This is a genomic window from Pseudomonas sp. 478, assembly GCF_003254125.1.
Classification (GTDB): domain Bacteria; phylum Pseudomonadota; class Gammaproteobacteria; order Pseudomonadales; family Pseudomonadaceae; genus Aquipseudomonas.
The window spans coordinates 169,181-195,412 of record NZ_QKZG01000008.1 but is presented as its reverse complement, the minus strand read 5'-3'; the positions used below and the strand labels follow the sequence as shown (position 1 = coordinate 195,412).

Sequence of the window (26,232 nt, the reverse complement as noted above, 5' to 3'; positions counted from 1 at the left end):
GTTTTCTCTTCAGTTTCTTGAGGTTTTTCTACCAGGCTTTGCCTTTTTAGTTCGCTCGCCAGTTACGTGATTGAATTCGCCCAAATGCACTCCGAATTTATCGTAAAGCTCTACAGCACCGCTTTTGGAATCCCATTCATATATACGGCCTCTGCGGTCCAGCCATCGCGCTCGTTTTTTACATCCACCTCGAACTGAAACCTTCGGTTTTACGGGGAGTGCATCAGGGAAGCCTGGGAGGGTTTCTGGATCATCGTAGTACTTATGATCCCCCGGCATGCTCATCACTACATAAACCGGATTTACCCCTGAACCCAGCGGAAACACAAGAATAAAATCCTTGTACTCCGGCGGGTAAACCGGATTCACGATGATGCTATCCGCCGCTTTCGTCGGCGGATAAACCCAAATGTGCGGCGCTTGTGGGGCGGCTTCCAGTTTGGGGATACCGAGGATATCGGAGCCATCCTCAGCTGGAGTCCAGATCAGCTCAACACCATCCCCCAGATCCGCCACCTGCTGATTGCCGCGCAATGTGAACTGCACGACATCGACCATTTCCCAATCACGGTTCTTGCCGGTGTAGAAACCGTATCCCTTGAGACTGCCGTCAGCTTGTTGCTCGACCCTTAGCCGAACACGAGTTCGAGCCTGTTTCAGGGCGCGTAACTGATCTTCGGTATAGAGCGCGCTATCGCCGAGACTCGGCGTCCAGAAGAACGCGACCAGGCCGGCCAATAGGGTGGTTCCAGCAGCACCGAGTGCTGCGGTGGGAACAGCGATAGCCGGGGCGCGAAGAGCCATTCGGCCGATACCGAGCGAGACGGTACTGCCGCTGATGATTTCAAGATTCAGCAGCCCGGCATCGTCTGCCTCGCGAGCACCGAGCCAGGCGACTTCTCCGTAGTCCTTGAGGTTGTCGGTGGGCACCATCCCCGAAGGATTCGAGTAATCGATGATGGCGTCGGGAAGCTTGCAGGACTTGGCGAATACGCATCCTGCGCGAACGGGTTCGTGCTTTTTCGCGACGACCTCACGACTCCGTTCGAAGGCGTGTTGCCTCGCGAGCATCGCGTCGTAAGCGTTTTGTCTGGCCTCCCGCGCGGCCAGTTCGGTGGCCGTCATAAAGCGGTAAGTGACGTGATGACCGTCGCCTGACGGAGGGTTCTTGACCCGGGGAATGTCCTTATTGCCAGCCACTGATCTTCCTTGCGTTCGAACATCGACAGCCCCCAACAAAGGGGCTGTGCGACGTTAACGAACGAGGCTGATCGTGGCTGTAGGACGAGTCTTGAATGGCGCTAAGAGTTGTCTCTGTTTATCAGGATTGCAGCGCGGCGCTCTTGCGACTTGCCGCCGCCGTCACCGCATAACCCATCAATGCCGCCAGTATCGAACCGGTCAAAATCCCCATCCGGTCCATCCCTGCGTATTCACTGGCACCCGGCACAAACGCCAGGGAGCCGACAAACAGGCTCATGGTGAAGCCGATGCCGCAGAGGATTGCCACGCCCATTACCTGGCCCCAGTTAGCGCCTTGGGGCAGGGCGGCGATGCCGATTTTCACGGCCAGCCAGGTCAGGCCGAAGACGCCGAGGGTTTTGCCCAGCAGCAGACCGACTGCGATGCCCATCGGTACGTGGTGGGTGAAGCTTTCGACGGTCACGCCACTCAGGGACAGGCCGGCGTTGGCGAAGGCGAACAGTGGCAGGATGCCGTAGGCCACCCATGGATGCAGGGCATGTTCGAGGGTCAGCAGCGGCGAAGGTTCGGCGTTTTTCGTGCGCAGGGGAATGCAGAAGGCCAGGGTCACACCGGCCAGTGTCGCGTGGACACCGCTCTTGAGCACGCAAACCCAAAGAATCAGGCCGATGATCATGTACGGCCCGAGCTTGACCACCCCGAGCCGGTTCATCGCGATCAGTGCCACGATGCACGTCGCGGCCAGGGACAGCGAAAGGGTCGAGAGCGTACCCGAGTAGAAGATCGCAATGACGATGATTGCGCCGAGGTCGTCAATAATCGCCAGCGTCATCAGGAAAAGCTTCAGCGACACCGGTACCCGCTTACCCAGCAGGGCCAGTACGCCGAGGGCGAAGGCGATGTCGGTGGCCATCGGGATGGCCCAACCACCCAGGGCTGCCGGGTCATCGCGGTTCAGAAACCAGTAGATCAACGCCGGAACCACCATGCCGCCAATCGCCGCCGCGCCGGGCAGGACGATTTGCGACGGTTTCGACAGTTGACCGTCGAGGACTTCGCGCTTCACTTCCAGACCGATCAGCAGGAAAAACAGGGCCATCAGGCCGTCGTTGATCCACAGCAGCGCCGGTTTGGCGATTTGCAACGCACCGACCTGCGCCACGACCGGAGTGTCGAGAAAACTGCTGTAAAGCCACGACAGCGGGGAATTGTTGATGATCAGCGCCAGGGCAGCAGCGGCGATCAATAACAGTCCGCTGGCAGCTTCCAACTGGAAGAAACGCGTGAAAGTGCTACGCAGAGGCAAGGTCGCTCTCCATCGATGAATTCAAAAGGTGGCACACCCTAACCCGTACCGTTAGTTGTTAAAACAAAAGTTATATTCTTTTTTGTTATATGTCGTTACAACGTAAACGATCAGCAGGGAGCTGAGCCTAGCAGTTGTCGGGCGTATTGAACCTCAGCTGTACCTGTGCGTGATGTAGGTTTTTTCCTAAGCTTGTTAGCTGAGCCTTGCAACAAGGCCGACTCAACGAGAAAACCACCATGAGCGACAACCGACAGTGGGCCCGCGAAGCCATCCGGATCATCGAGGCCGACTTCCAGCGCAGCGCCGACACCCACCTGATTCCCTTGCCGCTGCCGGGTTTTCCGGGCATCGAGTTGTATTTCAAGGATGAGTCCAGTCATCCCACCGGCAGCCTGAAGCACCGCTTGGCGCGCTCGCTGTTTCTGTATGCGCTGTGTAACGGCTGGCTCAAGCCCGGGGCGCCGGTGATTGAAGCGTCCAGCGGTTCGACGGCGATTTCCGAGGCGTACTTCGCCAGTTTGCTGGGCTTGCCGTTCATTGCGGTGATGCCGGCGAGCACATCCAAAGAGAAAATCGCGCAGATCGCTTTCTACGGCGGCAAGAGTCATTTGGTCGACGATCCGACGCAGATCTACGCCGAATCCGAGCGCCTGGCCCGGGAACACGATGGGCATTTCATCGACCAGTTCACCTATGCCGAGCGCGCTACCGACTGGCGGGCGAACAACAACATCGCCGAGTCGATCTTCCAGCAAATGCGCTTTGAACTGCACCCCGAGCCGAGCTGGCTGATCTCCAGCCCCGGCACCGGCGGCACCACCGCGACGCTGGGCCGTTACGTGCGTTACCGCCAGCATTGCACCCGCGTGCTTTGCGCCGATGCCGAGCGCTCGGTGTTCTTCGATTACTACCAGACCGGCGACGCCAGCCTGCGCCTGGATTGTGGTTCGCGGATTGAAGGCATTGGCCGGCCTCGGGTCGAAGCGTCGTTCTTGCCCAAAGTGATCGATGCGATGGTCAAAGTGCCGGACGCGTTGTCTCTGGCGGCCATGCATTACCTGGCGCAGCGTTTGGGACGTCGAGTCGGCGGGTCGAGCGGGACCAACCTGATCGGCGCGTTGATGGCGGCCCAGCAGATGGCGGCGGCGGGGGAGTCGGGGTCAATCGTGGCGATTCTGTGTGATGGCGGCGAACGCTATGCCACCACTTATTACGATCAGGCTTGGCTCAAGGGCCAGGGGTATGAGTTGAGCGGTTTGATGGATGCCGTGGCAGCAAGCGTTGAGCGCGGTGAGCCGCTGCCGGCCAGCGTGCTGCGCGCCAATATCTGACGCACCGAAGATCAAATGTGGGAGCGGGCTTGCTCGCGAATACGGTTTCACATTCAACAGTGATGTTGGCTGATCCACCGCTTTCGCGAGCAAGCCCGCTCCCACATTTAAATTGGGTCAGGCCTCGAGGCCGAGAATGTCGCGGGCCACGGCTTCTGCAATCCGAATCCCGTCGACACCCGCCGACAAAATCCCGCCCGCATAACCCGCGCCTTCACCCGCCGGGAACAGACCTTTCACGTTCAGGCTCTGCATCGACTCGTTACGGGTAATCCGCAGCGGCGACGACGTACGGGTCTCGATCCCGGTCAACACCGCGTCGTGCAGCGAGTAACCGCGAATTTGCTTCTCGAACGCCGGCAAGGCTTCGCGAATGGCTTCGATGGCAAACGCCGGCAAAGCCAGCGCCAGATCGCCCAAGGCAACCCCCGGTTTGTAGGACGGCTCGACGCTGCCCAACTCGGTGGACGGCTTGCCGGCAATGAAGTCGCCGACCAGTTGCGCCGGCGCTTCGTAGTTGCTGCCGCCCAGCACAAAGGCGTGGGATTCCAGGCGTTCCTGCAACTCAATACCCGCCAGCGGGCCGCCCGGATAGTCAACTTCCGGGGTGATCCCGACGACGATCCCGGAGTTGGCGTTACGTTCGTTACGCGAGTACTGGCTCATGCCGTTGGTGACCACGCGGCCCGGCTCGGACGTCGCCGCCACCACGGTGCCGCCCGGGCACATGCAGAAGCTGTAGACCGAACGTCCGTTGCTGGCGTGGTGCACCAGTTTGTAGTCGGCGGCCCCGAGTTTCGGGTGGCCGGCGTACTTGCCCAAGCGTGCACGGTCGATCAGCGATTGCGGGTGTTCGATGCGGAAACCTACCGAAAACGGCTTGGCTTCCATGAACACGCCACGGCCATGCAGCATGCGGAAGGTGTCCCGAGCACTGTGGCCGAGGGCCAGAATCACGTGTTTCGAGAGGATCTGCTCGCCGCCATTGAGCTCGACGCCGACCAGTTGGCCATCCTCGATCAACACATCGGTCACCCGCTGCTGGAAGCGTACTTCGCCACCCAACGCGCGAATCTGCTCACGCATGTTTTCCACAACACCGGTCAGACGGAACGTACCGATGTGCGGTTTGCTGACGTAGAGAATTTCTTCCGGAGCCCCTGCTTTGACGAACTCGTGCAGGACTTTACGACCGATGAATTTCGGGTCCTTGATCTGGCTGTAAAGCTTGCCGTCAGAGAACGTCCCCGCGCCACCTTCACCGAATTGCACGTTGGATTCCGGGTTAAGCACGCTTTTACGCCACAGACCCCAAGTGTCCTTGGTGCGCTGACGCACTTCGGTGCCGCGCTCGAGGATGATCGGCTTGAAGCCCATTTGCGCCAGCAGCAGCCCGGCGAAAATCCCGCACGGACCGAAGCCCACGACGACAGGACGTTGCTCAAGATCAACCGGCGCCTGGCCGACCGCTTTGTAGCTGACATCCGGCGCCACGTTGACGTTACGGTCATCGGCGAACGTGCGCAGCACCGCCGCCTCATCGCGAACGTTGAGGTCGATGGTGTAGATGAAGCACAGTTCAGAGGACTTTTTGCGCGCATCGTAGCTGCGCTTGAACAAGGTGAAATCGAGCAGATCATCACTGCTGATGTTCAGGCGCTGCACGATGGCAGGGCGCAGGTCTTCTTCGGGATGGTCGATCGGCAGCTTGAGTTCGGTGATTCGTAACATGACAGGATCCGGTTCGCGGGGCGCACAACTGCGCCAAGGCGTTTGAAGCCCGCGATTATAAGCCTCAACGAATGATTCCCGTGAGGCTAAAACGATCAGTCGTTACGCGATCCGCCGAAATATCCGCAGCCACGCTGAACCTGACCGTCGATGCGCAGTTCGGCGCTCATGTGCTGGACACTGCCGGTGCTGCTGTCGACGCAACGTTGCGGCGCGACCCACAGTTCGATGTGCTGGTTATTGGCTTCGGTGCTGAGGTTGAAGCGGCCATCGCCCAGTTGCTCTTCAACGTAGGGTACGGCCAATGGCGGCTGACCGGCGCGCTCGATGACCATCCCTTTGCCGCTGACTTTCACGTTCCACTCAGGCCCATGGCCGGCAGCGCGCAGAATCAGCACTTTGAAATTCGGATCGTTGCATGCAGTGCCCGAGCGCTCGACGCGGTACAGCTGCGCAAGGTCGAGACGGCTGTCGACGACCCGCCCGCGTACGTCAGCAAACAGCTTGCCCTGAGCATCGGCCAGGGTCGCGGCCTCTTGCAGGAGGCTGGTGCCGCCGGTGTCGTTGACCACATAACTGCGCTGTTCATTGCACGGCTGGAACAACAGTTTGCCGTCGGCCGCCGCCAACTGGCCCTGCATGCGGGTCTGGCCCACGTGGGAGGCACTTTCACGCGGGCCGTCGAGCAACTGGCAAGCGGCAAACAACGGAAGCAGGGCAACAAGGACTAAGGAACGGGCAACACGCATCTTTGAGTCTCCAGACAAGTGCCGCCACGTTACTCAGCCTGACCGTTCATCACAACCCCACGATTTTTGAATTCGATTCGCCCATCACTTGTAGGAGCACGGCTTGCCGGCGATGGCGTCTTCGATATCGCCATCGCCGGCAAGCCGTGCTCCTACAGGTCGCGGCGGCTTAGCCCACGTGAAAGGTCTGACCTGTTTGCAGGCCCTCGACGCTTTTGGCGTAGGCCAATGCCACGTCCGCTGCCAGAACCGGTTTGTAGCCGCGGAAATACGGTGCGTATTTGCCCATGGCTTCGACCAGTACGTTCGGGCTCACCGAATTGACGCGCAGGCCGCGAGGCAGTTCGATCGCTGCGGCGCGGACGAAGCTGTCCAGGGCGCCATTGACCAGCGCTGCCGAGGCGCCGCTGCGGATCGGGTCGTGGCTGAGCACGCCCGTGGTGAAGGTGAACGAGGCGCCGTCGTTGGCGTACTCGCGGCCGATCAGCAGCAGATTGACCTGACCCATCAACTTGTCTTTCAGGCCCAGTGCGAAGCTTTCTCCGGTCATTTCACCGAGGGGGGCGAAGGTCACGTTGCCGGCGGCGCAGACCAGTGCATCGAACTTGCCGGTTTGCTCGAACAGCTTGCGAATCGATGCGCTGTCGCTGATATCCACATGGAAATTACCGCTGTTGCGGCCAATGCGGATGATCTCGTGACGCTCGGACAGCTCCTTGTCGACCGCCGAACCGATGGTGCCGCCTGCGCCTATCAAAAGAATTTTCATGCTGCTGTTCCTTGAGTGGTTGAAAGTGGCTTCAGTCTAGAGTGGTTTTTTCCATCGATAAGCGTGCTAATAGGCAACCTTTGGTTTTCAAATGGAAACAATCCATGAGCGAAATGGATGATCTGGCGGCGTTCGCGATATTGATTGAAGCAGGCAGTTTCACACTGGCGGCGCAGCAGCTGGGGTGCAGCAAAGGTCAGTTATCCAAGCGCATCAGCCAACTGGAATCGCGGTTTTCAGTGGTGCTGCTGCAACGCACCACCCGCCGTTTGAGCCTGACGGCCGCGGGCGCGGCGCTGTTGCCGCAAGCCCAGGCGCTCGTAGTCCAAGTCGAGAGGGCGCGTCAGGCATTGGCGCGGCTGAAGGACGACATGGCCGGGCCGGTGCGTATGACGGTTCCGGTATCGCTGGGGGAAACCTTCTTCGATGGCTTGTTGCTGGAGTTCTCTGGCAAGTACCCCGAGGTGCAGATCGAGCTGGACCTGAGCAACAACTACCGTGATTTGTCCCGCGACGGATTTGATCTCGCGGTTCGCTCCGAGGTGGGCAATGACGAGCGCCTGGTGGCCCGACCGCTATTGGCCTGGCACGAAATGACCTGCGCCAGCCCGGCTTACCTTGAGCAATACGGCGAACCGCTGACGCCGCAGGCCCTCGCTGAACATCGCTGTCTGCTCAACAGTCACTACAGCGGTCGCGAAGAGTGGCTCTATCACCAGCAACACGAGTTGTTGCGGGTTCGCGTCTCGGGACCGTTCGCCAGCAACCATTACAGCCTGCTGAAAAAAGCGGCGCTGGCCGGCGCCGGCATTGCGCGGTTGCCGTCCTACCTGCTGCAAGCGGAATTGGCTGACGGCCGTTTGCGCTGGCTCCTGCGCGACTATCAGACCCGCAGAATGCCGATGTACCTGGTTCACCCGTATCAGGGAGGGTTGCCGAAACGCACACAGGTGTTGGCGGATTACCTGATCGGATGGTTCAAGCGCAGCGGTGAAGCGCTGGATCGACTCCAACGATAGCAGCTCACCACCCGACACTGTGGGAGCGGGCTTGCTCGCGAAAGCGGAGTGTCAGTCAGCATTAATACTGAATGTCACACCGATTTCGCGAGCAAGCCCGCTCCCACAGGGTGATCTTGGTGATCAGGATTCTTGTTGGTCAATTTGATCCAGCGCCCGATTCACCGCCAGTTCGCCCAGCATGATGCTTTGCTGGATGCCGAGCAGCATGTTGCGGTGCGAACCTTCCAGGAAAGCGGCGAAATTGCTGGCCATCACACTCGCCGACGCAAGTGATTCACAGGCATGGCCCAGCAGGGTTTGCATATCGATACCGGGCGCGACGACAAACATCGGGCTGGGATTGTGCGGGGGATTGGGTGAATTCTTGAACATTTACGGGTTCTCTCTATATGAGGCTGCAACCCGCTCGCGACTAAACGAAAAGGTGGCGGCTGTGCACAGGTTAGTCGACCGATCGAGAACCCCGGATATCGGCGCGCCCGAGGGCGCCCTGCACACAGCCACCGTCAAGTGCAGGGATGGAATACCTGACTTTTTGGAACTTATGCGATCCGGGAGAACTACCGAGCGACTAAACCCGACCACTGATGGGCAGTGGCAGGGAAACGATAGAGGCAGGCCCCAAGACGCACAAGCCGGCGGATTCTGGCGTAGCTGTAGGCAACGACGCAAGGTGATGTAGCTTGCAGGAAGTAACACGGACACTGATTAAACACACTCTCCAGAACACCAAAAATCCCCTGTAGGAGCTGCCGAAGGCTGCGATCTTTTGATCTTGATCTTCGGTGGTCCTGGCGAAAACCAAGATCAAAAGATCGCAGCCTTCGGCAGCTCCTACGGGGGAGATTTCCATTATGACAAGCATAAAAAAACGGCCCGAAGGCCGTTTTTTGTTTACCGCAAAGACTCAACCACCCAGGTACGCTTCACGCACTTTCGGGTCAGTCAGCAATGCTTCCCCAGTACCTGTCATCACCACCCGGCCGTTCTCCAGAACGTACGCACGGTCGGCAATTTTCAACGCCTGGTTGGCGTTCTGCTCCACCAAAAACACCGTCACGCCATCCTTGCGCAGCTGTTCGATGATGTCGAAGATCTGCTGGATGATGATCGGTGCCAGGCCCAATGAAGGTTCATCGAGCAGCAACAGCTTGGGTTTGCTCATCAGCGCACGGCCGATAGCGAGCATTTGCTGTTCGCCGCCGGACATGGTGCCGCCGCGTTGGGCGAAGCGTTCTTTCAGACGTGGGAAAAGTCCGAGGACCTTGTCCATCTGTTCCTGATAATCACCCTTGTCGGTGAAGAACCCGCCCATGGCGAGGTTTTCTTCCACGGTCAGACGGGCAAACACCCGACGACCTTCCGGCACGACGGCGATGCTCTTGCGCATGATCTGTGAGGAACTCTGACCGACCAATTCCTCACCCATGTAGCGGATGCTGCCACTGTGGGCTTGCGGCGAACCGCAGAGCGTCATCAGCAGGGTCGATTTGCCGGCACCGTTGGCGCCGATCAGGGTCACGATCTCGCCCTGGCGGACTTCGACGTTGACGCTGTGCAGGGCCTGGATCTTGCCGTAGAAGGTGGAAACGTTTTCGAATTGCAGCATTTACGCTTCCCCCAGGTAGGCTTTGATCACTTCGGGATTGTCGCGGATCTGTTCCGGCGTGCCGTCGGCCAGAGGTGTGCCCTGGTTGATCACGACGATGTGGTCGGAAATGCTCATGACCAGTTTCATGTCGTGTTCGATCAGCAGCACGGTGACATTGTGCTCTTCACGCAACATGCTGATCAGCGCCTTCAGGTCTTCGGTTTCTTTCGGGTTCAGGCCGGCGGCCGGTTCGTCGAGCATGAGGATCCGCGGACGGGTCATCATGCAGCGAGCGATTTCCAGACGACGTTGCTGACCGTAGGCCAGGGTGCCGGCCGGACGGTTGGCGAATGCCTTGAGGTTGACCTTGTCCAGCCAGAACTCGGCGAACTCCATGGCCTCGCGCTCGCTCTTGCGGAACGACGGGGTCTTGAACAGACCGGCCAGGAAGTTGGTGTTCAGGTGACGGTGCTGGGCGATCAAGAGGTTTTCGACCGCCGTCATGTCCTTGAACAGCCGCACGTTCTGGAAGGTGCGCACCACGCCTTTGAGGGCGATCTTGTGGCCGGGCAGGCCCTGGATCGGCTCGCCGTCCAGCAGGATGCTGCCGCCACTCGGCTGGTAGAAACCGGTCAGGCAGTTGAACACGGTGGTCTTGCCGGCGCCGTTGGGGCCGATCAGTGCCACGACCTGTTTTTCCTTCACGCTCAGGGCTACGCCGTTGACCGCCAGCAAGCCGCCGAAGCGCATGCTCAGATTTTCGACTTTAAGGATCTCGCGGCTCATTTGCGCAGCTCCATGTGAGGACGTTGCATGGGCAGCAGTCCTTGAGGACGCCAGATCATCATCAGCACCATCAAGGCGCCGAACATCAACATGCGGTATTCACTGAACTCACGCATCATTTCCGGCAACAGGATCATCACCGTGGCGGCGAGTACGACGCCCAGTTGCGAGCCCATGCCACCCAGCACCACGATGGCGAGGATGGTCGCCGATTCGATGAAGGTGAACGACTCCGGTGTCACCAGGCCCTGACGCGCGGCGAAGAAGCTGCCGGCAAAACCGGCGAAGCACGCACCGAGGGTGAAGGCCGAGAGCTTGATGACCGTAGGATTGAGACCCAGCGCACGGCAGGCGATTTCGTCTTCACGCAACGCTTCCCAGGCACGGCCCAGCGGCATGCGCAGCAAGCGGTTGATCACGAACAGGGCAAACAGCGCCAGCAACAGCGCAACGAGGTAAAGGAAGATCACCTTGTTGATCGAGTTGTATTCCAGGCCGAAGTACTCGTGGAACGTCTGCAGGCCTTCAGCGGCTTTGCGTTCGAAGGTCAGGCCGAAGAACGTCGGTTTCTCGATGTTACTGATGCCGTTCGGACCCCCCGTGAGGCCGGTCAGGTTACGCAGGAACAGACGGATGATTTCACCGAACCCCAGGGTCACGATCGCCAGATAGTCACCGCGCAGACGCAGCACTGGGAAACCAAGCAGGAAGCCGAAGGTGGCCGCCATCATCCCGGCGATCGGCAGGCAGATCCAGAAGCTCAGACCGTAGTAGTGCGACAGCAGCGCATAGCTATAGGCGCCGACGGCATAGAAGCCGACGTAACCGAGGTCGAGCAGACCGGCCAGACCGACCACGATGTTCAGGCCCAGGCCGAGCATCACGTAGATCAGCACCAGCGTGGCGATATCCACCGCACCGCGGGAACCGAAGAACGGCCAGACCAGCGCACCGATAATCAACGCGATGATGATCCAGCGCTGAGTGGTCGGCAGGGTCAGGAACGTACTGGCCTTGGCCGGCATCACCGGCAGGTTCGGCGAGGATTTCCAGGCCGAACTGATCTGCTGGTCGAACAACACCCGCAGGAACATCAGCACCGAGCACACGGCGATGGTGATCAGCGTTGTAGTGCTGGTGCCGTGGACTTCGAGGTTGATGCCGACGATGGTCAGTTTCAGACCGAGTACCGGGTAGGCAACGGCCCATACCAGCAAGGCGCTGAACAACGCCTGTTTAAGATTCCTAGTCATACTTTTTCAACCTCCGGACGGCCCAACAGGCCGGTAGGCCGGAACAACAACACCAGAACCAATAGACCGAACGCCACAACGTCCTTGTACTGGTCGCCGAAGATATCGGCACCAAAGGCTTCCGCCACCCCCAGCACAATCCCGCCGAGCATGGCGCCGGGGATGCTGCCGATACCGCCCAGTACCGCTGCGGTGAAGGCTTTGAGGCCGACCAGGAAACCGGCGTTCGGGTTGATCACGCCGTATTGCATGCTCAGCAATACAGCCGCGATGGCTGCCAGTGCGGCACCGATGACGAAGGTCAGGGCGATGATGTTGTTGGTGTTGATACCCAAGAGGTTGGCCATCTTGATGTCTTCGGCACAGGCGCGGCAGGCGCGACCCAGGCGAGAGCGGGAGATGAACAGCGTCAGGCCGAGCATGGCGACAAAGGTCACCACGAACACCACGATTTGCATGTAGGAAATCAGCACTTCATGTGCGCCACCTGGCCCGATGGAGAAGTTACCGGGGATCAGGTTGGGGATGGATTTGTCCTTGGAGTCTTGCGCCAGCAGAACCGTGTTCTGCAGGAAGATCGACATGCCGATGGCGGAAATCAGCGGGATCAGACGGTTGCTGCCGCGCAGAGGGCGGTAGGCGATCCGTTCGATGCTGTAACCGTAGGCACTGGTCACGACTATGGTCGCGAGAAAAGCGGCGGTCATCAACAGCGGAACACTGTCGAGTCCCATCATGGACAGGCCCGCAATGGCGATGAACGCCACGTAGGAACCAATCATGTACACCTCGCCGTGGGCGAAGTTGATCATTCCAATGATGCCGTAAACCATCGTATAGCCGATGGCGATCAGGGCATACGTGCTGCCAATGGTCAAACCATTAACCAGCTGTTGGAAAAAGTGATAGATGTCAGGCATTACAGCGCTCCTAAAAACCTGATACGCATTTCACTGGTGGAGTCATTTTCCCGCTCGAGCCCCGTGGATCTGCATCCACTTCGAACGCGAGGTTTGCCAGCGAACCGCTGATGACGGTTTTGAGATTTTCAGGTGGGGAGACTGGCGGATCACGCCAGCGCGGCCCAATACGTTCGTAAAACAAAGCCCACGGCACGCCGTGGGCTTTATTGGCAGTCAGTCAGGCAACGCCTTACTGAGGCTTGGCTTCAGTTTTAGGTTTGCCGAAGTGCCACTCGTAAACCACAAATTTGAAGTCTTTCAGGTCGCCCTTGGCGTCGAAGCTCAGGTCGCCAGTCGGGGTCTTGAAGGTGCCTGCGTGGATGGCTTCAGCCACTTTGGCAGCGTCTTCGCTCTTGGCAGCCTTGATACCGTCGGCAATCACGGTCACAGCCGAGTAGGCCGGGAACACGAACGGACCGCTCGGGTCTTCTTTCTTGGCTTTGAACGCATCAGCCAGGGCGATGTTGGCCGGATCCTGGTCGAAGGATTTCGGCAGGGTTACCAGCAGACCTTCGGAAGCGTCTTTGGCGATCTGCGAAATGGAGTCGTTACCCACGCCTTCCGGACCCATGAACTTGGCTTTCAGGCCTTTTTCCTGGGCTTGACGCAGGATCAGGCCCAGCTCCGGGTGGTAGCCGCCGTAGTAGACGAAGTCGACGTTGGCTTGCTTGAGCTTGGAGATCATCGAAGAGAAGTCTTTGTCGCCGGCGTTGATGCCTTCGAACACGGCAACCTTGACGTTTTTGCCTTCCAGGGTTTTCTTCACGGCGGTGGCGATGCCTTCACCGTATTGCTGTTTGTCGTGCAGAACAGCAACGATCTTCGGTTTTACGAAGTCGGCAATGTAGTTACCGGCGGCAGGGCCCTGGGCGCTGTCCAGACCGATAGTACGGAAGATCATTTTGTAACCGCGATTGGTGATGTCCGGGCTGGTGGCAGCCGGGGTGATCATGATCACGCCTTCGTCTTCGTAAATGTCCGAAGCCGGTTGAGTGGAGCTGGAGCACAGGTGACCGACCACGAACTTGACGCCGTCGTTGACGACTTTGTTCGCGACCGCTACCGCTTGTTTTGGATCACAGGCGTCATCGTATTCAACGGCTTCGAGTTTCTTGCCGTCTACGCCGCCTTTGGCGTTGATCTGTTCGATGGCCATTTTGGCGCCACTGAACTGCATGTCGCCGTATTGGGCTACAGGGCCGGTTTTAGGGCCGGCGATGCCGATCTTGATGGTGTCAGCTGCGAACGAATGGCTGGCAACCCCGGCCAGAACCATAGCGGCAAACAGTTTGGAAATCTGCTTAGTAGCCTTAGTCATAGTGCTCCACTCTTACTGTTGTAGTTTTTATAGTCCTGGCGCCGTAGCAGCAGAACCGGGTCAGATATCTTCGATATCCCCCGGAAAATGCCCCCGGCAACTGTACCGGTACAGTGTAGAGCGCCAATTGTTAGCCTGGGAAGCTGGCGCCAGGGGGCAAAACCTGAGGGTGTCGCTTTTTTGAAAGAAAAAGACAGAATGGCGGCGGGGGTTATAGCTGAAATATCAGCAATCCTTGGCTTTCCTGCTGTTTTCAATCGGTCACTCAATTGCATCCGGGTTTTTCTGCCAGACCACCAACGTTATGATTACGTCGATTTCTTTTCCGGACAGGACCCATGACTCAAGAACCTAGCACCCTCTATGCCAAGCTGCTTGGTGAAACCGCATCTATTACCTGGAAGGAGCTGGAGCCGTTCTTCGCCAGGGGTGCCCTATTGTGGGTCGATCCCGGTCTGGATTTGATTGCTGCAGCGGAGGCAGTCGCGACCGACGAAGGCGAGAAAGTGGCTGCCTGGTTGGCCGCCGACAAGGTCGCCAAGCTGTCTGAAACGCGGGCGCTGGATCTTTTCGAACGCGATCCGGAGCTGTGGGCAGTGGTCGTTTCGCCGTGGATTATGATCCAGGAAAGGGCGACGAGCTGAAGATTCGCACTCTATTGGTGCGCTACCTTGTCGGGCAAAAGTGTGTAGCCGAGTAGCGTGATGGCACGTTGCCGTAGAGAAAGGCCACAGGCGGGCCAGCATCACGGTGACGTAAACGTAACGGGAACAGTTTATCGAGCAGCCGATTGGCTGCTTAATTGTTTCTGGATGTTGGGATTTGTGGAGAATGTAAGTCCGCCTTCGCGAGCAAGCCCGCTCCCACATTTAGGAATGCGGTCAAAGGTGGGAGCGGGCTTGCTCGCGAAGAGGTCATCACTGACTAAGCCGTCTTGCCCGTATGGTTATTCAAAGAAATAACCTTAGTCTTGCCAATCCGGTGACGATAAATCTCGCGCAAGTACTTGATCGCCTTCTTCACGCAATCCCGGGACAGACGAATGTCATTGATCGAGACGAACTTGTCTTTGTCGTTGATCAGCTCGCGGTACTTCTTCTCGTACATCGGTTTGATCGCGTACCAATTGGTGTCGAGGATCTTCGCCGGGTTCTCGAACTCATTCAGCAGTTCGTCGATACGGTCCTCGTCGAACTCTTCATTAATGATGAAGTCCAGGATCGAGTTATCCAGAGTCTCGTCAAAGCGGTACGGGTTTTTCGCGAAGCAACGCTTGATGAAGGCCACGATCAGCGTCAAGAAATCGTCCGACAGGCATGGGCTCTTGGCGATCAGGGTGGTCAGCGACAAGTTGGCCGAGGCGCCGATGACCAGCGCATAACGCTTGAGCGTGGTGTTCGGGAACAGGCTGTTGAGGTGGGTCTTCAACCGGTTCAAGTCCATGTAGGACAGCTTGTAGTCCTTTGGCAGCGAAACAATCGAGACCACCGACGAGCAGTTCTTGAAGAAGTGCAAGTCGTGCAACGCGGCCGCGTCGTAACCCGAATTCTTGTACTGCTCCAGTGAGGCGCGATAGCGCTTGGATTCGATGGGCAACAGGCTGATGCCTTCGATCGCCTGGGTCACTTTGTTGAAGTGCGGCAAGTCGATGGAGCGGAAGAACAAATCGTCGATGTTCAGGCGTTGCGGTTCTTTCTCGAACACTTTGAACTTGTCGTTGCTCGGCGGAGGCGTTTCCGGCACCACGGACTCGGCGTAGGCAATCGCTACGGGGCCGGCCAGGCTCATGAACAGGTCGTTGGCGTCGAGGCGAATGGTTTCGCCAATGTCGATGCCAGCCCGACGGAAATAGTTCTGGTCGTAGTCGGTGGTCACCGCTTGCGCCGTCAGAATGTTGAAGATCTGCTGTGAGATGTATTGGTTAGCGTGCTTTTCCATCGCGTTGACGTCGATGTTCTGGATGTTGCCGTCATCGCTTTCTTCGGCATAACGCATGATGTCGTTGGAGATCAGCATCATGGCGTTCCATGGGCGGATACGACCCATGACACTGGCTTCGCTGCTGTCTTCGTTGGCGAAGTTGTAGGAGAAGTCCCACTCTTCAGACAGGTATTTACACAGCAGACGACCGGCGTTGATGTGCAGCGCCTCGGACATTTCGCTGCGGTGATCGGAAATGTTCGGCAGCACGCAGATGCCGCTGGTGAAGATCGGCTCGAAGACGAAGGAATGACCGCTCTTGCCGTCGTGCTCGTCCATCGGCTTGGTGTCGAACGTCTTGTTCATGTACGAGTGCTGCTGGGCCAGGCCGAATTCCGAGGCCATGCCCGAACCGGTACCGCCACCGGCGCTGAAAATCGAGAAATACAGGCGCGATTGGTTGGCCTTGATCCCGCAGCTGTCGATCAGGTACGAGTGAATCATCTTCCAGTCAGGGCTGGAGAAACGCTGGGTGTCCTTGTTCAGGATGATCTTGGCCAGGTACTGACCGAGGATCGGCGCGTTACCGGCGCCACCGGCGTGGACTTCCGACAAGTCCATGATTTTCATTTTGCTGTAGTCGCGCAGGAAGCCGCTTTTTTCGCCCTTGCGCGAGAAACGGATGCGGCCGGCGATGTCTTTGTCCAGGTCGCCGAGCATGACCAGGGGTTCTACCAGAAACACCGGTTTGGTGGCCTTGTTCGGCCCCAGACGCAGGTTGTTGCGAATCCACTGTGCCGGGCTGTAGCCCTTTTCGGCGAAACGTTTGTCCGGCGACAGGCGATCTTCGTTATTGAATTCGTTGAGGTAGAACTTACGGGCGTTGTACACCAGCTCTGCCACGTCCAGCGCGATGTTCGAACCGCAACGGCCCAGGCCGATCAGGCACACCGACGGGAATTCCTGATCGCTGTGATGTTCGCTGTCGCCTTCCAGATGCGGTGGGCGCGGGAACACCATGTCACGCAGACCGTCGAGGTTATCGAGGATACGATCGGTGTTGGTTTCGGTGAAGTACAGGTATTGCTGAGTCGCCAACGGGCGCGATGGCGTCAATGGCTTCGACGGTGCGGAGCTGTTCGCCGCGGGGCTCAACGTCAGATCGGGTATCGCAGTGGCCGGATTGTTTTTAGAAGTCATTGTGCGCCATGTACCTGGGCTGGTTGGTTGAGCGACACGGTGTCGTCGAACCATCACGGATGGGATCTCGCGTTTTTTTTCAGCGCGTATTTGGCCCAAGCGTCAGGGCCTTGGCCTGAGCATCGCTCGGGGGAATCCTTTCCTAAGTCATGATGAATCGGCCAATATTCGATGATCTTTAATCAAAAGGAGGCCAAATGATGGCAGCGTTACCTTCACTCGGGTTTGCCGGGGTCGGCCTGATGGGCTTGCCAATGTGTCAGCGCCTGTTGGCAGCGGGTTACCCGCTGACGGTGTGGAACCGCAATCCAGCCAAGTGCGCGCCGCTGGTCGAGGCCGGTGCACGACAGGTCGCCACGCCGGCTGAGCTGTGTCAGCACGCCGACGTGGTGATGTTGTGCCTGGCGGACACGTCGGTGGTTCGTGAGGTGGTGTTTGGCGCGGCAGGAATTGCGCAAGGTGCGAAAAGCGGTCAATTGCTGGTGGATTTTTCCAGCCTGGAACCTACCGCGACGCGGGAAATGGCGACAGCGCTAGTCGGCCAGGCCTGCATGAGCTGGCTGGATGCACCGGTGTCAGGCGGAGTGGTCGGCGCCGAGGCTGGCAGCCTGGCGATCATGGTGGGCGGTGAAACGGCGGATCTTGAGCGCGTCAGGCCTGTGCTGTTGAGCCTCGGGCAGCGCGTGACCCACATGGGCGCCGTCGGAGCGGGGCAGGTGACCAAGGCTTGCAATCAGATGATCGTCGCCTGCAACGCGCTGGTGATCGCCGAAGTCGTGGCGTTGGCCGAGCGTTCCGGGGTCCAGGCCAGTCTGATCGCCGAGGCGCTGGCAGGCGGGTTTGCCGATTCAAAGCCCTTGCAGATCCTCGGTCCGCAAATGGCCGAAAGCCGTTTCGAACCGGTGAAATGGCATGTGCGCACGCTGCTCAAGGACCTCGATACCGCGGTGAAGTTTTCCCGTGAGCAAGGCTCGGCCACGCCGATCAGTGGATTGGCCGCACAATTGATGCGACTGCATGGGGGCCAGGGATTCCTGGAAAAAGATCCGTCGACGCTTGTGCAGATGTACCGCGAGCCAGACTCAAAGGGCTGACCGTGTGCGAGTGCTTGCGCTGGTTGATTTCGCTCAGCACGGGACGCAATTGCGCCAGCGGTACCGGACGACTGAGCAGGTAGCCCTGCACGAAGTCGCAGCCGTTACGTTCCAGAAATTCGTATTGCTCAAGGGTTTCGACGCCTTCGGTCACCACCTGCAAATGCAGCGTGTGGGCCATGACGAGGATCGCTTGCACGATTTCCATGTCCTGGGTGGCCTTGGGAATGTCCTGGATGAACGAGCGGTCGATCTTCAGCGTATTGAGTGGCAGCCGTTTGAGATAGGCCAGTGATGAATAACCGGTGCCGAAGTCATCAATCGACAGCGACACGCCGAGGGCACGAATCTGGCGTAGCAATACCAGCGTATTGGCGATGTTGCCCATCAGCGCATTTTCCGTCACTTCCAGTTCCAGCCGCTGCGGCGCCACTCCGGCGACCCGTAGCGCGTGTTCGATTTCATTGGCCAGTTCTTCGCGCGCCAGGTTCAAGGGCGAGCAATTCACGGCGATGTGCAGTTCTTCGCAGCCCTGAAGGGACAACTCGCCCAGATCCTCACAGGCCTTGCGCAGGACCCAGTTGTCCAGTTCGGCGATCAGGCCGTTGGCCTCGGCGATGGCAATGAACCGGTCCGGTGTCAGCAGTCCGTGAACCGGATGTTGCCAGCGGATCAGCGCTTCAAGCTTGCTGACCTGAGCATTTTTCAGGTCGTAGATCGGTTGGTAATAGAGCATCAGGCCGGTGTTTTCGCGCAGGGCGTGGCGCAGTTCTTCTTCCAGTTGCAGTTCCAGCGTCGCCCGTGTCTTCAGGTTTTCGCTGAAGAAATTCAGGCCATTGCGCCCGCTGTCCTTGGACTGATACAGCGCCAGGTCCGCGTTTTTCAGCAACTCTTCGCAAGTCTTGCCATCTTCCGGAAACACGCTGATGCCGATACTGGTGGTCATGACCATGCGCCGCCCGGACAGCTCGATGGGTTCCTTCATTTTCGCCATGATGCGCTGGGCCATGTGCCGTGCTTCTTCACGATCATGCAGGCCGATGAGGATGCAAAACTCGTCGCCTCCGAAGCGCGCGACGACATCGTCGTGGCTGCGCACTGAAACTTTTATGTGGTTGGCCAGGACTTTGAGCAATTCGTCGCCGGCGTCATGGCCCAGGCTGTCATTGATTCGCTTGAAATGGTCGATGTCCAGAAACATGACCGCCAGCATGCCGCCTTCATTGGTTTTCTCCATGAGCTTCTCGGCGAAGATCTGGTTGAAACCCCGGCGGTTGATCAGGTTGGTCAGAGCGTCATAGTGCGCCACCTGTTGTAACGACATCCGCGCCTGGTCCAGTTGACTGAGCAGGGCGTTGACCCGTTGCAGATCGTGCTCCTTGTTTTGCAGCTTCTTGTCCGCCAGCGCCGCGCTGATGCTGCTGCCGATGATCAGCAGCGTCATGATCGCCACCGTCAGACCCAGTTGCAGATGATTGTTTGCGCCGGGCAGCGGCAGGAGGCTGTCAGCGGGCAGCACCAGATTAAAGGCGGCCATCGCGGTGACGTGCATGCTGATAATGCCTGCGCCGAGCACCAGGCTGGCGCTGTATTTGAGCAGTTGATGGAACAGACCGGTGCCGTCGCGCAGATGACTTGATATCAGCAGGGCTGCAAGGCTGGCACCGATGGCGATCACAATGGAGAGGGCGAACAGCGTGGGTTGGTAATAGGCCATCGCACTCGAACGCATGGCGGTCATGCCCACGTAATGCATGGTGGCGATGCCCAGGCCAATGCAGATCGACGCCTGGAGATATTGCCAAAAACTCAGGCGGGGATGGCTGAGAGCATGCATGGCCAGCCACGAGGCGAGCAGGGCGATCAACAGAGAAAGGAGAGTGATAGGCAAGTCATATTGAATGTCGATCGGCGCCTTGAATGCCAGCATGCCAATAAAGTGCATGGCCCAGATCCCGCCTGCCAGGCAACCGGCGCCGACCCAGCGCCAGAGCCGCTGCGAGGCGGGTTTTTCCGCGTGACCGACCCGTTCGGCCATGTCCAATGTGGCAAAGCTACCGACACCGGCGACCAGATAGGCCAGCAGTACCAGAATAGGGTCAAGTGTGCCGTTGAGTATTACCTGGCCGCTCGCCGTCAGCTCGGTGATGAAATGCAAGCCAAGCCACTCCATAGCATGCCCCGTCGTTGTCATCCTGGCTTACGCCATGAACGCTGGCGAATGCTTTGGAGTATAGAAGGCATGTTTAGAGTGCAAACGATAGTGGCAAATTGGCCCTAACCATTTTGGAATGAGCGTTAGAGCGTTTGGACATAAATGGTAGATCAGCTGCGACATCTTCCATGGGCGGATATCAGCTTTACAAATAATGACAGACAGCTCTGGCGGGCCTGACTAGATTGCAGGTTCCGGGCTCGGATGCGCTGGCAGTGAAGCCCCAATAACAATAAAAGAGACGGACCCATGCAGAACTCGACCCAAGCGGCGAATGCCTGGCGCATTCTGTTCCTGCTGTTCCTGGCCAACCTGTTCAACTTCTTCGATCGCACCATTCCGGCCATCATCATCGAACCGATCCGTATGGAATGGCACCTCAGCGACTTTCAGCTGGGGATCATCGGCACCGCATTCACCCTCGTTTATGCCATTGCCGGCCTGCCTCTGGGACGGATGGCCGATACCGGTTCGCGCAGCAAATTGATGGGCTGGGGCCTGGCGGCGTGGAGCGGGCTGACGGCGGTCAACGGACTGGTGGGGAGTTTCTGGGCGTTCCTGATCGTGCGCATGGGCATCGGCATCGGTGAAGCCAGTTACGCACCGGCCGCCAACTCGCTGATCGGCGACCTGTTCCCGGCCCACCGCCGGGCGCGGGCGATGGGTATCTTCATGCTGGGGCTGCCGTTGGGACTGCTGCTAGCGTTCTTCACCATCGGCGCGATGGTCAAGGCGTTCGACAGCTGGCGCGCGCCGTTCTTTATCGCGGCAGTGCCGGGGCTGATCCTGGCGATCTTCATGTTCTTTATCAAAGAGCCGAAACGCGGCGCCGCAGAGAGTGTGCAGGTTTCTCAGGAGCGCGTAGACCGGCCAATCCGTCGGGTGTTGGCGGTGCCGACTTTCCTGTGGCTGGTGATGGCGGGGCTGTGCTTCAACTTCGCCACGTATGCCTGCAACTCATTTCTGGTGCCGATGCTGCAGCGCTATTTCCTGATGCCATTACAGGAAGCGGCGGTGGCGACCGGGGTGATCGTCGGCGTGACCGGTTTGTTCGGCCTGACACTGGGCGGTTGGGTCGCGGACAAGATTCACCAGCGGGTGGCCAATGGGCGACTGCTGTTTGCCGCGTTCAGCTTGATCATCTCGACGGTGTGCACGGCGTGGGCGCTGCATTCCGGGCGGATCGAGATCGGTGTGTTTGTGGCGGTGTTCAGTGTGGGCTGGTTGTTTGCCTACAACTTCTACACCTGCGTTTATACCGCCATTCAGGACGTAGTCGAGCCGCGCTTGCGGGCTACGGCCATGGCGCTGTTCTTTGCCGGGTTGTATTTGCTGGGGGGTGGTTTGGGGCCAGTGGTGGTGGGGGCATTGTCCGACCACTTTGCGCATACGGCGATGCTCTCGGCCGGAGCTGAACAGATGACCGAAGCGTTCAAGGCTGTCGGCTTGCACGACGCGATGTATTTGATCCCGGTGGCGCTATTTTTCACCATGATGTTTCTGTTCCTGGCTTCGCGGTGTTTTGTGCGCGATGCCAAGCGGATGAAGGAAGGGTTGGTGGCGGTGGTTGAGCCTGTGGGGACTGCGGTGACTGCATGATCGCCTTCGCGAGCAAGCCCGCTCCCACAGGGGATTTGTGAACGCCACAGTACCCATGTGGGAGCGGGCTTGCTCGCGAAGAGGCCATCAGCAACACCTTAACGATCAGCAGACAAAAAAAGGCCCGCATCGCTGCGGGCCTTTTGTTTTAGCGGTGGGGCAGGGGAGTTAACCCGCCACCAACACCCGAATCGCTTCCAGTCGCAGCGCAGCCTTGTCGAGCATGGCCAGGCCTTGCTCGCGTTGCTTGCGCAGGGCAACCAGTTCGCTGTCGCGCACGGTCGGGTTGACCGCTTGCAACGCGGTCAGGCGCGCCAGTTCTTCGTCGGTGTCGGCGGCCAGGCGACGCTGCGCCTCAGCCACGCGCTCGGCGTGACGCGGGAAGATCTTCTCTTCACCGGCGTTGATCCGTGGCGTCAGCTGATCGCGCTGGGCCTGGATGAACTTGTTGGCGCTGGCACGCGGCACGCTTTCCAGCTGATCGTTAAGGGTTTCGAACGACACACGGGCCGACAGGTCGTTGCCATTGGCATCGAGCAGGCAGCGCAGGGCGGCCGGCGGCAGGTAACGGCCCAGTTGCAGCGAGCGCGGGGCAACCACTTCGCTGACGTAGAGCAATTCCAGCAACACGGTGCCGGGCTTCAATGCCTTGTTCTTGATCAGCGCCACGGCGGTGTTGCCCATGGAACCGGACAAGACCAGGTCCATGCCGCCTTGAACCATCGGGTGCTCCCAGGTAATGAACTGCATGTCTTCGCGAGACAGCGCCTGGTTGCGGTCGTAAGTGATGGTCACGCCTTCGTCGTCGCCCAGCGGGAAGCTGGCGTCGAGCATTTTTTCGCTCGGCTTGAGGATCAGCGCGTTTTCCGAATGGTCTTCGCTGTCGATGCCGAAGGCATCGAACAAAGTTTCCATGTAGATCGGCAGGGCGAACTGGTCGTCTTGCTCAAGGATGTCCTCGACCAGTGCATCACCTTCGCCAGCGCCGCCGGAATTGAGTTCCAGCAAGCGGTCACGGCCGGTGTGCAGTTCGGCTTCCATGCGTTCACGCTCGGCGCGGGCTTCGTCGATCAGCGCTTGCCACTCGCCGTCGTCGGCATTTTCCAGCAGCGGCAGCAGGCGCGGGCCGAACTGATGCTGCAGGGCGTTGCCGGTCGGGCAAGTATTGAGGAACGCGTTCAGCGCTTCGTGGTACCACTGGAACAGGCGCTGTTGCGGGCTGGTTTCCAGGTACGGCACGTGCAGTTCGATGATGTGCTTCTGGCCGATCCGGTCCAGACGACCGATACGCTGCTCCAGCAGGTCCGGGTGCGAGGGCAGATCGAACAGCACCAAGTGGTGCGAGAACTGGAAGTTACGACCTTCACTACCGATTTCCGAGCAGATCAGCACTTGTGCGCCAAATTCTTCGTCGGCGAAGTAGGCGGCGGCGCGGTCACGCTCGAGGATGTTCATGCCTTCGTGGAAGACCGTGGCCGGGATGCCGGAGCGCACGCGCAGGGCGTCTTCCAGGTCCATGGCAGTTTCGGCGTGGGCGCAGATCACCAGCACTTTGGTGCGCTTGAGCATCTTCAGCGTGTCGATCAGCCACTCGACGCGCGGGTCGAATTTCCACCAGCGTTCTTCTTCGTTGGCGTCCGGCTGGGCCTGGAAGCTGACTTCCGGGTACAGCTCGGCGTGATCACCCAATGGCAATTCGAGGTATTCGTCGGGGCATGGCAGCGGGTACGGATGCAGTTTGCGCTCCGGGAAACCCTGCACGGCGGCGCGGGTGTTGCGGAACAGCACGCGGCCGGTGCCGTGGCGGTCGAGCAGTTCGCGGACCAGACGGGCGCAGGCTTCGGTGTCGCCATCGTTGACGGCGGTCAGCAGCGCTTCGCCTTCGTTGCCGAGGAAACCGTGAATGGTCTTGTGCGCTTCAGGCGACAGGCGCCCCTTGTCCAGCAGCTCCTGGACGGCTTCGGCCACCGGGCGATAGTTTTCGCTTTCGGCGCGGAAGGCGTGCAGGTCATGGAAACGGTTCGGATCGAGCAGGCGCAGACGCGCAAAGTGGCTGTCCTGACCCAGTTGTTCCGGGGTTGCGGTCAGCAGTAAAACGCCGGGAATGACTTCGGCCAGTTGTTCAACCAGCGAGTATTCCGGGCTGGCCTTGTCTTCATGCCACACCAAGTGGTGCGCTTCGTCGACGACCATCAGGTCCCAACCGGCGGCAAACAGCGCGTCCTGGGCCTTCTCGTCTTCTACCAGCCACTCGAGTGCAACCAGCGCGAGCTGGGTGTCTTCGAACGGGTTGGCGGCATCGCTTTCGATGAAGCGTTCTTCGTCAAACAGCGCAACTTGCAGGTTGAAGCGGCGGCGCATCTCGACCAGCCACTGGTGCTGAAGGTTCTCCGGAACCAGGATCAGCACGCGGTTGGCGCGGCCCGAGAGCAGTTGGCGATGGATCACCAGGCCGGCTTCGATGGTTTTACCCAGACCCACTTCGTCCGCCAGCAGAACCCGCGGCGCAATGCGGTCGGCGACTTCACGGGCGATGTGCAGCTGGTGCGCGATCGGTTGCGCACGTACGCCACCGAGGCCCCAAAGCGCGGACTGCAACTGGCGGCTGGTGTGTTCCAGGGTGTTGTATCGCAGGGAGAACCAGGCCAGCGGGTCGATCTGCCCGGCGAACAAACGATCGCTGGCCAGACGGAACTGAATGAAGTTCGACAGTTGGGTTTCCGGCAGGGTAACCACTTCGTTGTGCCCGTTGAGGCCGTGGTAAACCAGCAGGCCGTCGATGTCGTCGACTTCCTGTACGGTCAGTTTCCAGCCTTCGAAGTGAGTGATCGAGTCACCCGGCGAAAACCGCACGCGGGTGAGGGGCGCATTCCGTAGCGCGTACTGGCGAGTCTCGCCAGTGGCCGGGTAGAGCACGGTCAACAAGCGGCCGTCCTGTGCCAGAACGGTGCCTAAACCCAGCTCGGCTTCGCTGTCACTGATCCAGCGTTGCCCCGGTTGATACTGCTGCGCCATGCTGCCTGACTCCCACCTTGAAAAAGCGGGCTATCTTAACGGAATGAGGGCTTCAGGGCCAAAGGACTCTCATAAAAACTCGCAGTCTTCCGTTAGTCCAATGATGCAGCGCCTGCAGGTCGGGGCACCTATTCGTGCCAAACGGGTCACAGTTTGCGACCGATGGCTCAAGTCGGCATCCCCGCAGCCGACAGCCTGCTGACAGGAGACCAATAATTATGCTGCTACCGATGCTCCCCTTGAGTGCCGTGCCAATCACCTCACAGCAGGATCCGATTCGCCAGCGGCCGGATATTCCACCCGTGGTCCCGGTGCAGGAAAGCTCCAACGAAAGCACCATCGACCTGCAGCAGCGCGATCCGGAAGAGGCGGGGTTTCAGCTGCGCGAGGAACAGCGCCGCAAGCAGGAGCAGCAAAGGCGCCGCCGTGAAGCAGATGAAGATCCTGAAGAACACCTGGCGATTCCTGGTGACGAGCTCAACGCCGACAATACCGTGCCAGTGGCGCCATTGATGGAAGATCAGCCACGGCAGGGTTTGTGGGTCGATATCCAGATTTGAGCTCATGGCTGGTCAGCGCTGCCATCAGACCGCATTATTGGCACATCCTTGCCTGCACACGCGGCAACTGAATTTCACTCCAAGCGATGCACTGAGCACCATGAGCCAAGACGACAAGCTGATCGACCTCAACGCCGAACGCGCCAAGCGGGTTCATGACCTTAATGAAAAGCGCCTGAACGAAGTGCGTCAGGCGTTCGAGCACGCCATGCCGTTGGGTAAAGCGAAGAAAAAGCCGAAGAACAAACCGAAAAAGCGTTGAAACACCCTGCATCGATTGATGCAGGTCAGTTATTTCCCCTCCTTTACGCCCAGTCTCGGGCGATATTGATCCCGGTCAATTTCTTCTCCTGCCTGATTGGTTAACTTAGCCCCATCGCAACAAAGCAACCGCAGGAGGCCAGTCATGTTTTTCGACAACGTGGTGATCGCCGGAGTGCTGACAGTCGGCCTCATGGTTCTGTTTTTTGCAGGGTTTGGATTTTTTATCTGGAAAGATTCGCACAAGCGCAAACCGTAGGTCTTTCTGGAAGCAATGAGCACGCAAGGCATTTTGGGCAACTTCGGTTGCCCTTTTTTTTGCCTACGAAAATCTGTCGGATGTA

The 26,232-nt window shown here is 58.9% G+C and carries 22 protein-coding genes; 8 read left to right on the top strand and 14 right to left on the bottom strand.

Features of this window, described 5'->3' with window-relative positions; genetic code table 11:
* Positions 1-9: 9 nt before the first annotated feature.
* Both DFS28_RS18335 and nhaA read right to left on the bottom strand, forming a co-directional pair.
* Positions 10-1,200, bottom strand: a complete 1,191-nt coding sequence (locus DFS28_RS18335; protein ID WP_111450945.1) for an S-type pyocin domain-containing protein — start codon at positions 1,198-1,200, stop codon at positions 10-12.
* A gap of 121 nt (positions 1,201-1,321) precedes the next feature.
* Positions 1,322-2,509, bottom strand: a complete 1,188-nt coding sequence (nhaA, locus tag DFS28_RS18330) for a Na+/H+ antiporter NhaA (RefSeq protein ID WP_111450944.1) — start codon at positions 2,507-2,509, stop codon at positions 1,322-1,324.
* A gap of 239 nt (positions 2,510-2,748) precedes the next feature.
* On the opposite strand from nhaA, the gene DFS28_RS18325 reads away from it, so the two are divergent.
* Entirely contained in the window at positions 2,749-3,843 is a 1,095-nt protein-coding gene (locus DFS28_RS18325; RefSeq protein ID WP_111450943.1) for a PLP-dependent cysteine synthase family protein, read from the top strand.
* Positions 3,844-3,960: 117 nt separating this feature from the next.
* Here the strand turns inward: DFS28_RS18325 and DFS28_RS18315 are convergent, their stop codons facing one another.
* The 3 genes from DFS28_RS18315 to DFS28_RS18305 all read right to left on the bottom strand — a co-directional run bounded on the left by DFS28_RS18315 (position 3,961) and on the right by DFS28_RS18305 (position 7,092).
* Positions 3,961-5,574 (bottom strand): NAD(P)/FAD-dependent oxidoreductase, encoded by a 1,614-nt coding sequence (locus DFS28_RS18315; protein WP_111450942.1) that lies wholly within the window; start codon positions 5,572-5,574, stop codon positions 3,961-3,963.
* A 95-nt stretch (positions 5,575-5,669) separates the two neighbouring features.
* Complete coding sequence (locus tag DFS28_RS18310; RefSeq protein ID WP_111450941.1) at positions 5,670-6,323, bottom strand: COG3650 family protein; 654 nt, start codon at positions 6,321-6,323, stop codon at positions 5,670-5,672.
* Positions 6,324-6,492: 169 nt separating this feature from the next.
* The gene (locus DFS28_RS18305) at positions 6,493-7,092 is read right to left on the bottom strand and encodes a short chain dehydrogenase (protein WP_111450940.1); all 600 of its coding nucleotides are present in this window, start codon (positions 7,090-7,092) and stop codon (positions 6,493-6,495) included.
* A gap of 104 nt (positions 7,093-7,196) precedes the next feature.
* Here DFS28_RS18305 and DFS28_RS18300 point away from each other — a divergent pair, with 104 nt between their 5' ends.
* The gene (locus DFS28_RS18300) at positions 7,197-8,111 is read left to right on the top strand and encodes a LysR family transcriptional regulator (protein ID WP_111450939.1); all 915 of its coding nucleotides are present in this window, start codon (positions 7,197-7,199) and stop codon (positions 8,109-8,111) included.
* Positions 8,112-8,234: 123 nt separating this feature from the next.
* On the opposite strand, the gene DFS28_RS18295 is transcribed toward DFS28_RS18300, so the two are convergent.
* The 6 genes from DFS28_RS18295 to DFS28_RS18270 form a co-directional block, all read right to left on the bottom strand.
* Positions 8,235-8,486 carry a DUF6124 family protein gene (locus DFS28_RS18295; protein WP_111450938.1) on the bottom strand — a complete coding sequence of 84 codons (252 nt, stop codon included), beginning with the start codon at positions 8,484-8,486 and terminating at the stop codon, positions 8,235-8,237.
* Between the two features lie 535 nt (positions 8,487-9,021).
* Complete coding sequence (locus DFS28_RS18290; RefSeq protein WP_008147292.1) at positions 9,022-9,723, bottom strand: ABC transporter ATP-binding protein; 702 nt, start codon at positions 9,721-9,723, stop codon at positions 9,022-9,024.
* Positions 9,724-10,491: a high-affinity branched-chain amino acid ABC transporter ATP-binding protein LivG gene (gene livG, locus DFS28_RS18285; RefSeq protein WP_008147293.1), complete on the bottom strand. Its 768-nt coding sequence runs from the start codon at positions 10,489-10,491 to the stop codon at positions 9,724-9,726.
* Positions 10,488-11,744 (bottom strand): high-affinity branched-chain amino acid ABC transporter permease LivM, encoded by a 1,257-nt coding sequence (locus tag DFS28_RS18280; RefSeq protein ID WP_111450937.1) that lies wholly within the window; start codon positions 11,742-11,744, stop codon positions 10,488-10,490. Before DFS28_RS18280 ends, livG begins: the two co-directional genes overlap by 4 nt.
* Entirely contained in the window at positions 11,741-12,664 is a 924-nt protein-coding gene (gene livH / locus DFS28_RS18275; protein ID WP_008147295.1) for a high-affinity branched-chain amino acid ABC transporter permease LivH, read from the bottom strand. Before livH ends, DFS28_RS18280 begins: the two co-directional genes overlap by 4 nt.
* A 232-nt stretch (positions 12,665-12,896) precedes the next feature.
* A complete protein-coding gene (locus DFS28_RS18270; RefSeq protein ID WP_046046219.1) occupies positions 12,897-14,024 on the bottom strand; it encodes a branched-chain amino acid ABC transporter substrate-binding protein in 1,128 nt (375 codons plus the stop codon).
* Positions 14,025-14,362: 338 nt separating this feature from the next.
* On the opposite strand from DFS28_RS18270, the gene DFS28_RS18265 reads away from it, so the two are divergent.
* Positions 14,363-14,668, top strand: a complete 306-nt coding sequence (locus tag DFS28_RS18265) for a DUF2288 domain-containing protein (protein ID WP_111450936.1) — start codon at positions 14,363-14,365, stop codon at positions 14,666-14,668.
* A 280-nt stretch (positions 14,669-14,948) separates the two neighbouring features.
* Here DFS28_RS18265 and DFS28_RS18260 read toward each other — a convergent pair whose 3' ends face one another.
* Entirely contained in the window at positions 14,949-17,144 is a 2,196-nt protein-coding gene (locus DFS28_RS18260) for a hypothetical protein (RefSeq protein WP_111450935.1), read from the bottom strand.
* A gap of 197 nt (positions 17,145-17,341) precedes the next feature.
* Between DFS28_RS18260 and DFS28_RS18255 the strand changes: the two genes are divergently transcribed.
* Positions 17,342-18,238, top strand: coding sequence for an NAD(P)-dependent oxidoreductase (locus DFS28_RS18255; protein WP_111450934.1), 897 nt, complete (start codon positions 17,342-17,344; stop codon positions 18,236-18,238).
* Here the strand turns inward: DFS28_RS18255 and DFS28_RS18250 are convergent.
* Complete coding sequence (locus DFS28_RS18250) at positions 18,129-20,411, bottom strand: bifunctional diguanylate cyclase/phosphodiesterase (RefSeq protein WP_111450933.1); 2,283 nt, start codon at positions 20,409-20,411, stop codon at positions 18,129-18,131. The two genes, DFS28_RS18255 and DFS28_RS18250, sit on opposite strands and share 110 nt — an antisense overlap.
* A gap of 291 nt (positions 20,412-20,702) precedes the next feature.
* On the opposite strand from DFS28_RS18250, the gene DFS28_RS18245 reads away from it, so the two are divergent.
* Positions 20,703-22,052, top strand: a complete 1,350-nt coding sequence (locus DFS28_RS18245; RefSeq protein WP_111450932.1) for an MFS transporter — start codon at positions 20,703-20,705, stop codon at positions 22,050-22,052.
* Positions 22,053-22,220: 168 nt separating this feature from the next.
* On the opposite strand, the gene rapA is transcribed toward DFS28_RS18245, so the two are convergent.
* Positions 22,221-25,067, bottom strand: a complete 2,847-nt coding sequence (gene rapA, locus DFS28_RS18240) for an RNA polymerase-associated protein RapA (RefSeq protein ID WP_111450931.1) — start codon at positions 25,065-25,067, stop codon at positions 22,221-22,223.
* Positions 25,068-25,285: 218 nt separating this feature from the next.
* Here rapA and DFS28_RS18235 point away from each other — a divergent pair, with 218 nt between their 5' ends.
* The 3 genes from DFS28_RS18235 to ccoM all read left to right on the top strand — a co-directional run bounded on the left by DFS28_RS18235 (position 25,286) and on the right by ccoM (position 26,147).
* Positions 25,286-25,627: a hypothetical protein gene (locus DFS28_RS18235; protein WP_056739321.1), complete on the top strand. Its 342-nt coding sequence runs from the start codon at positions 25,286-25,288 to the stop codon at positions 25,625-25,627.
* Positions 25,628-25,727: 100 nt separating this feature from the next.
* A complete protein-coding gene (locus DFS28_RS30625) occupies positions 25,728-25,889 on the top strand; it encodes a hypothetical protein (RefSeq protein ID WP_095128014.1) in 162 nt (53 codons plus the stop codon).
* A 144-nt stretch (positions 25,890-26,033) separates the two neighbouring features.
* Positions 26,034-26,147, top strand: a complete 114-nt coding sequence (ccoM, locus tag DFS28_RS31030; protein ID WP_010462558.1) for a cytochrome c oxidase subunit CcoM — start codon at positions 26,034-26,036, stop codon at positions 26,145-26,147.
* Positions 26,148-26,232 lie beyond the last annotated feature (85 nt).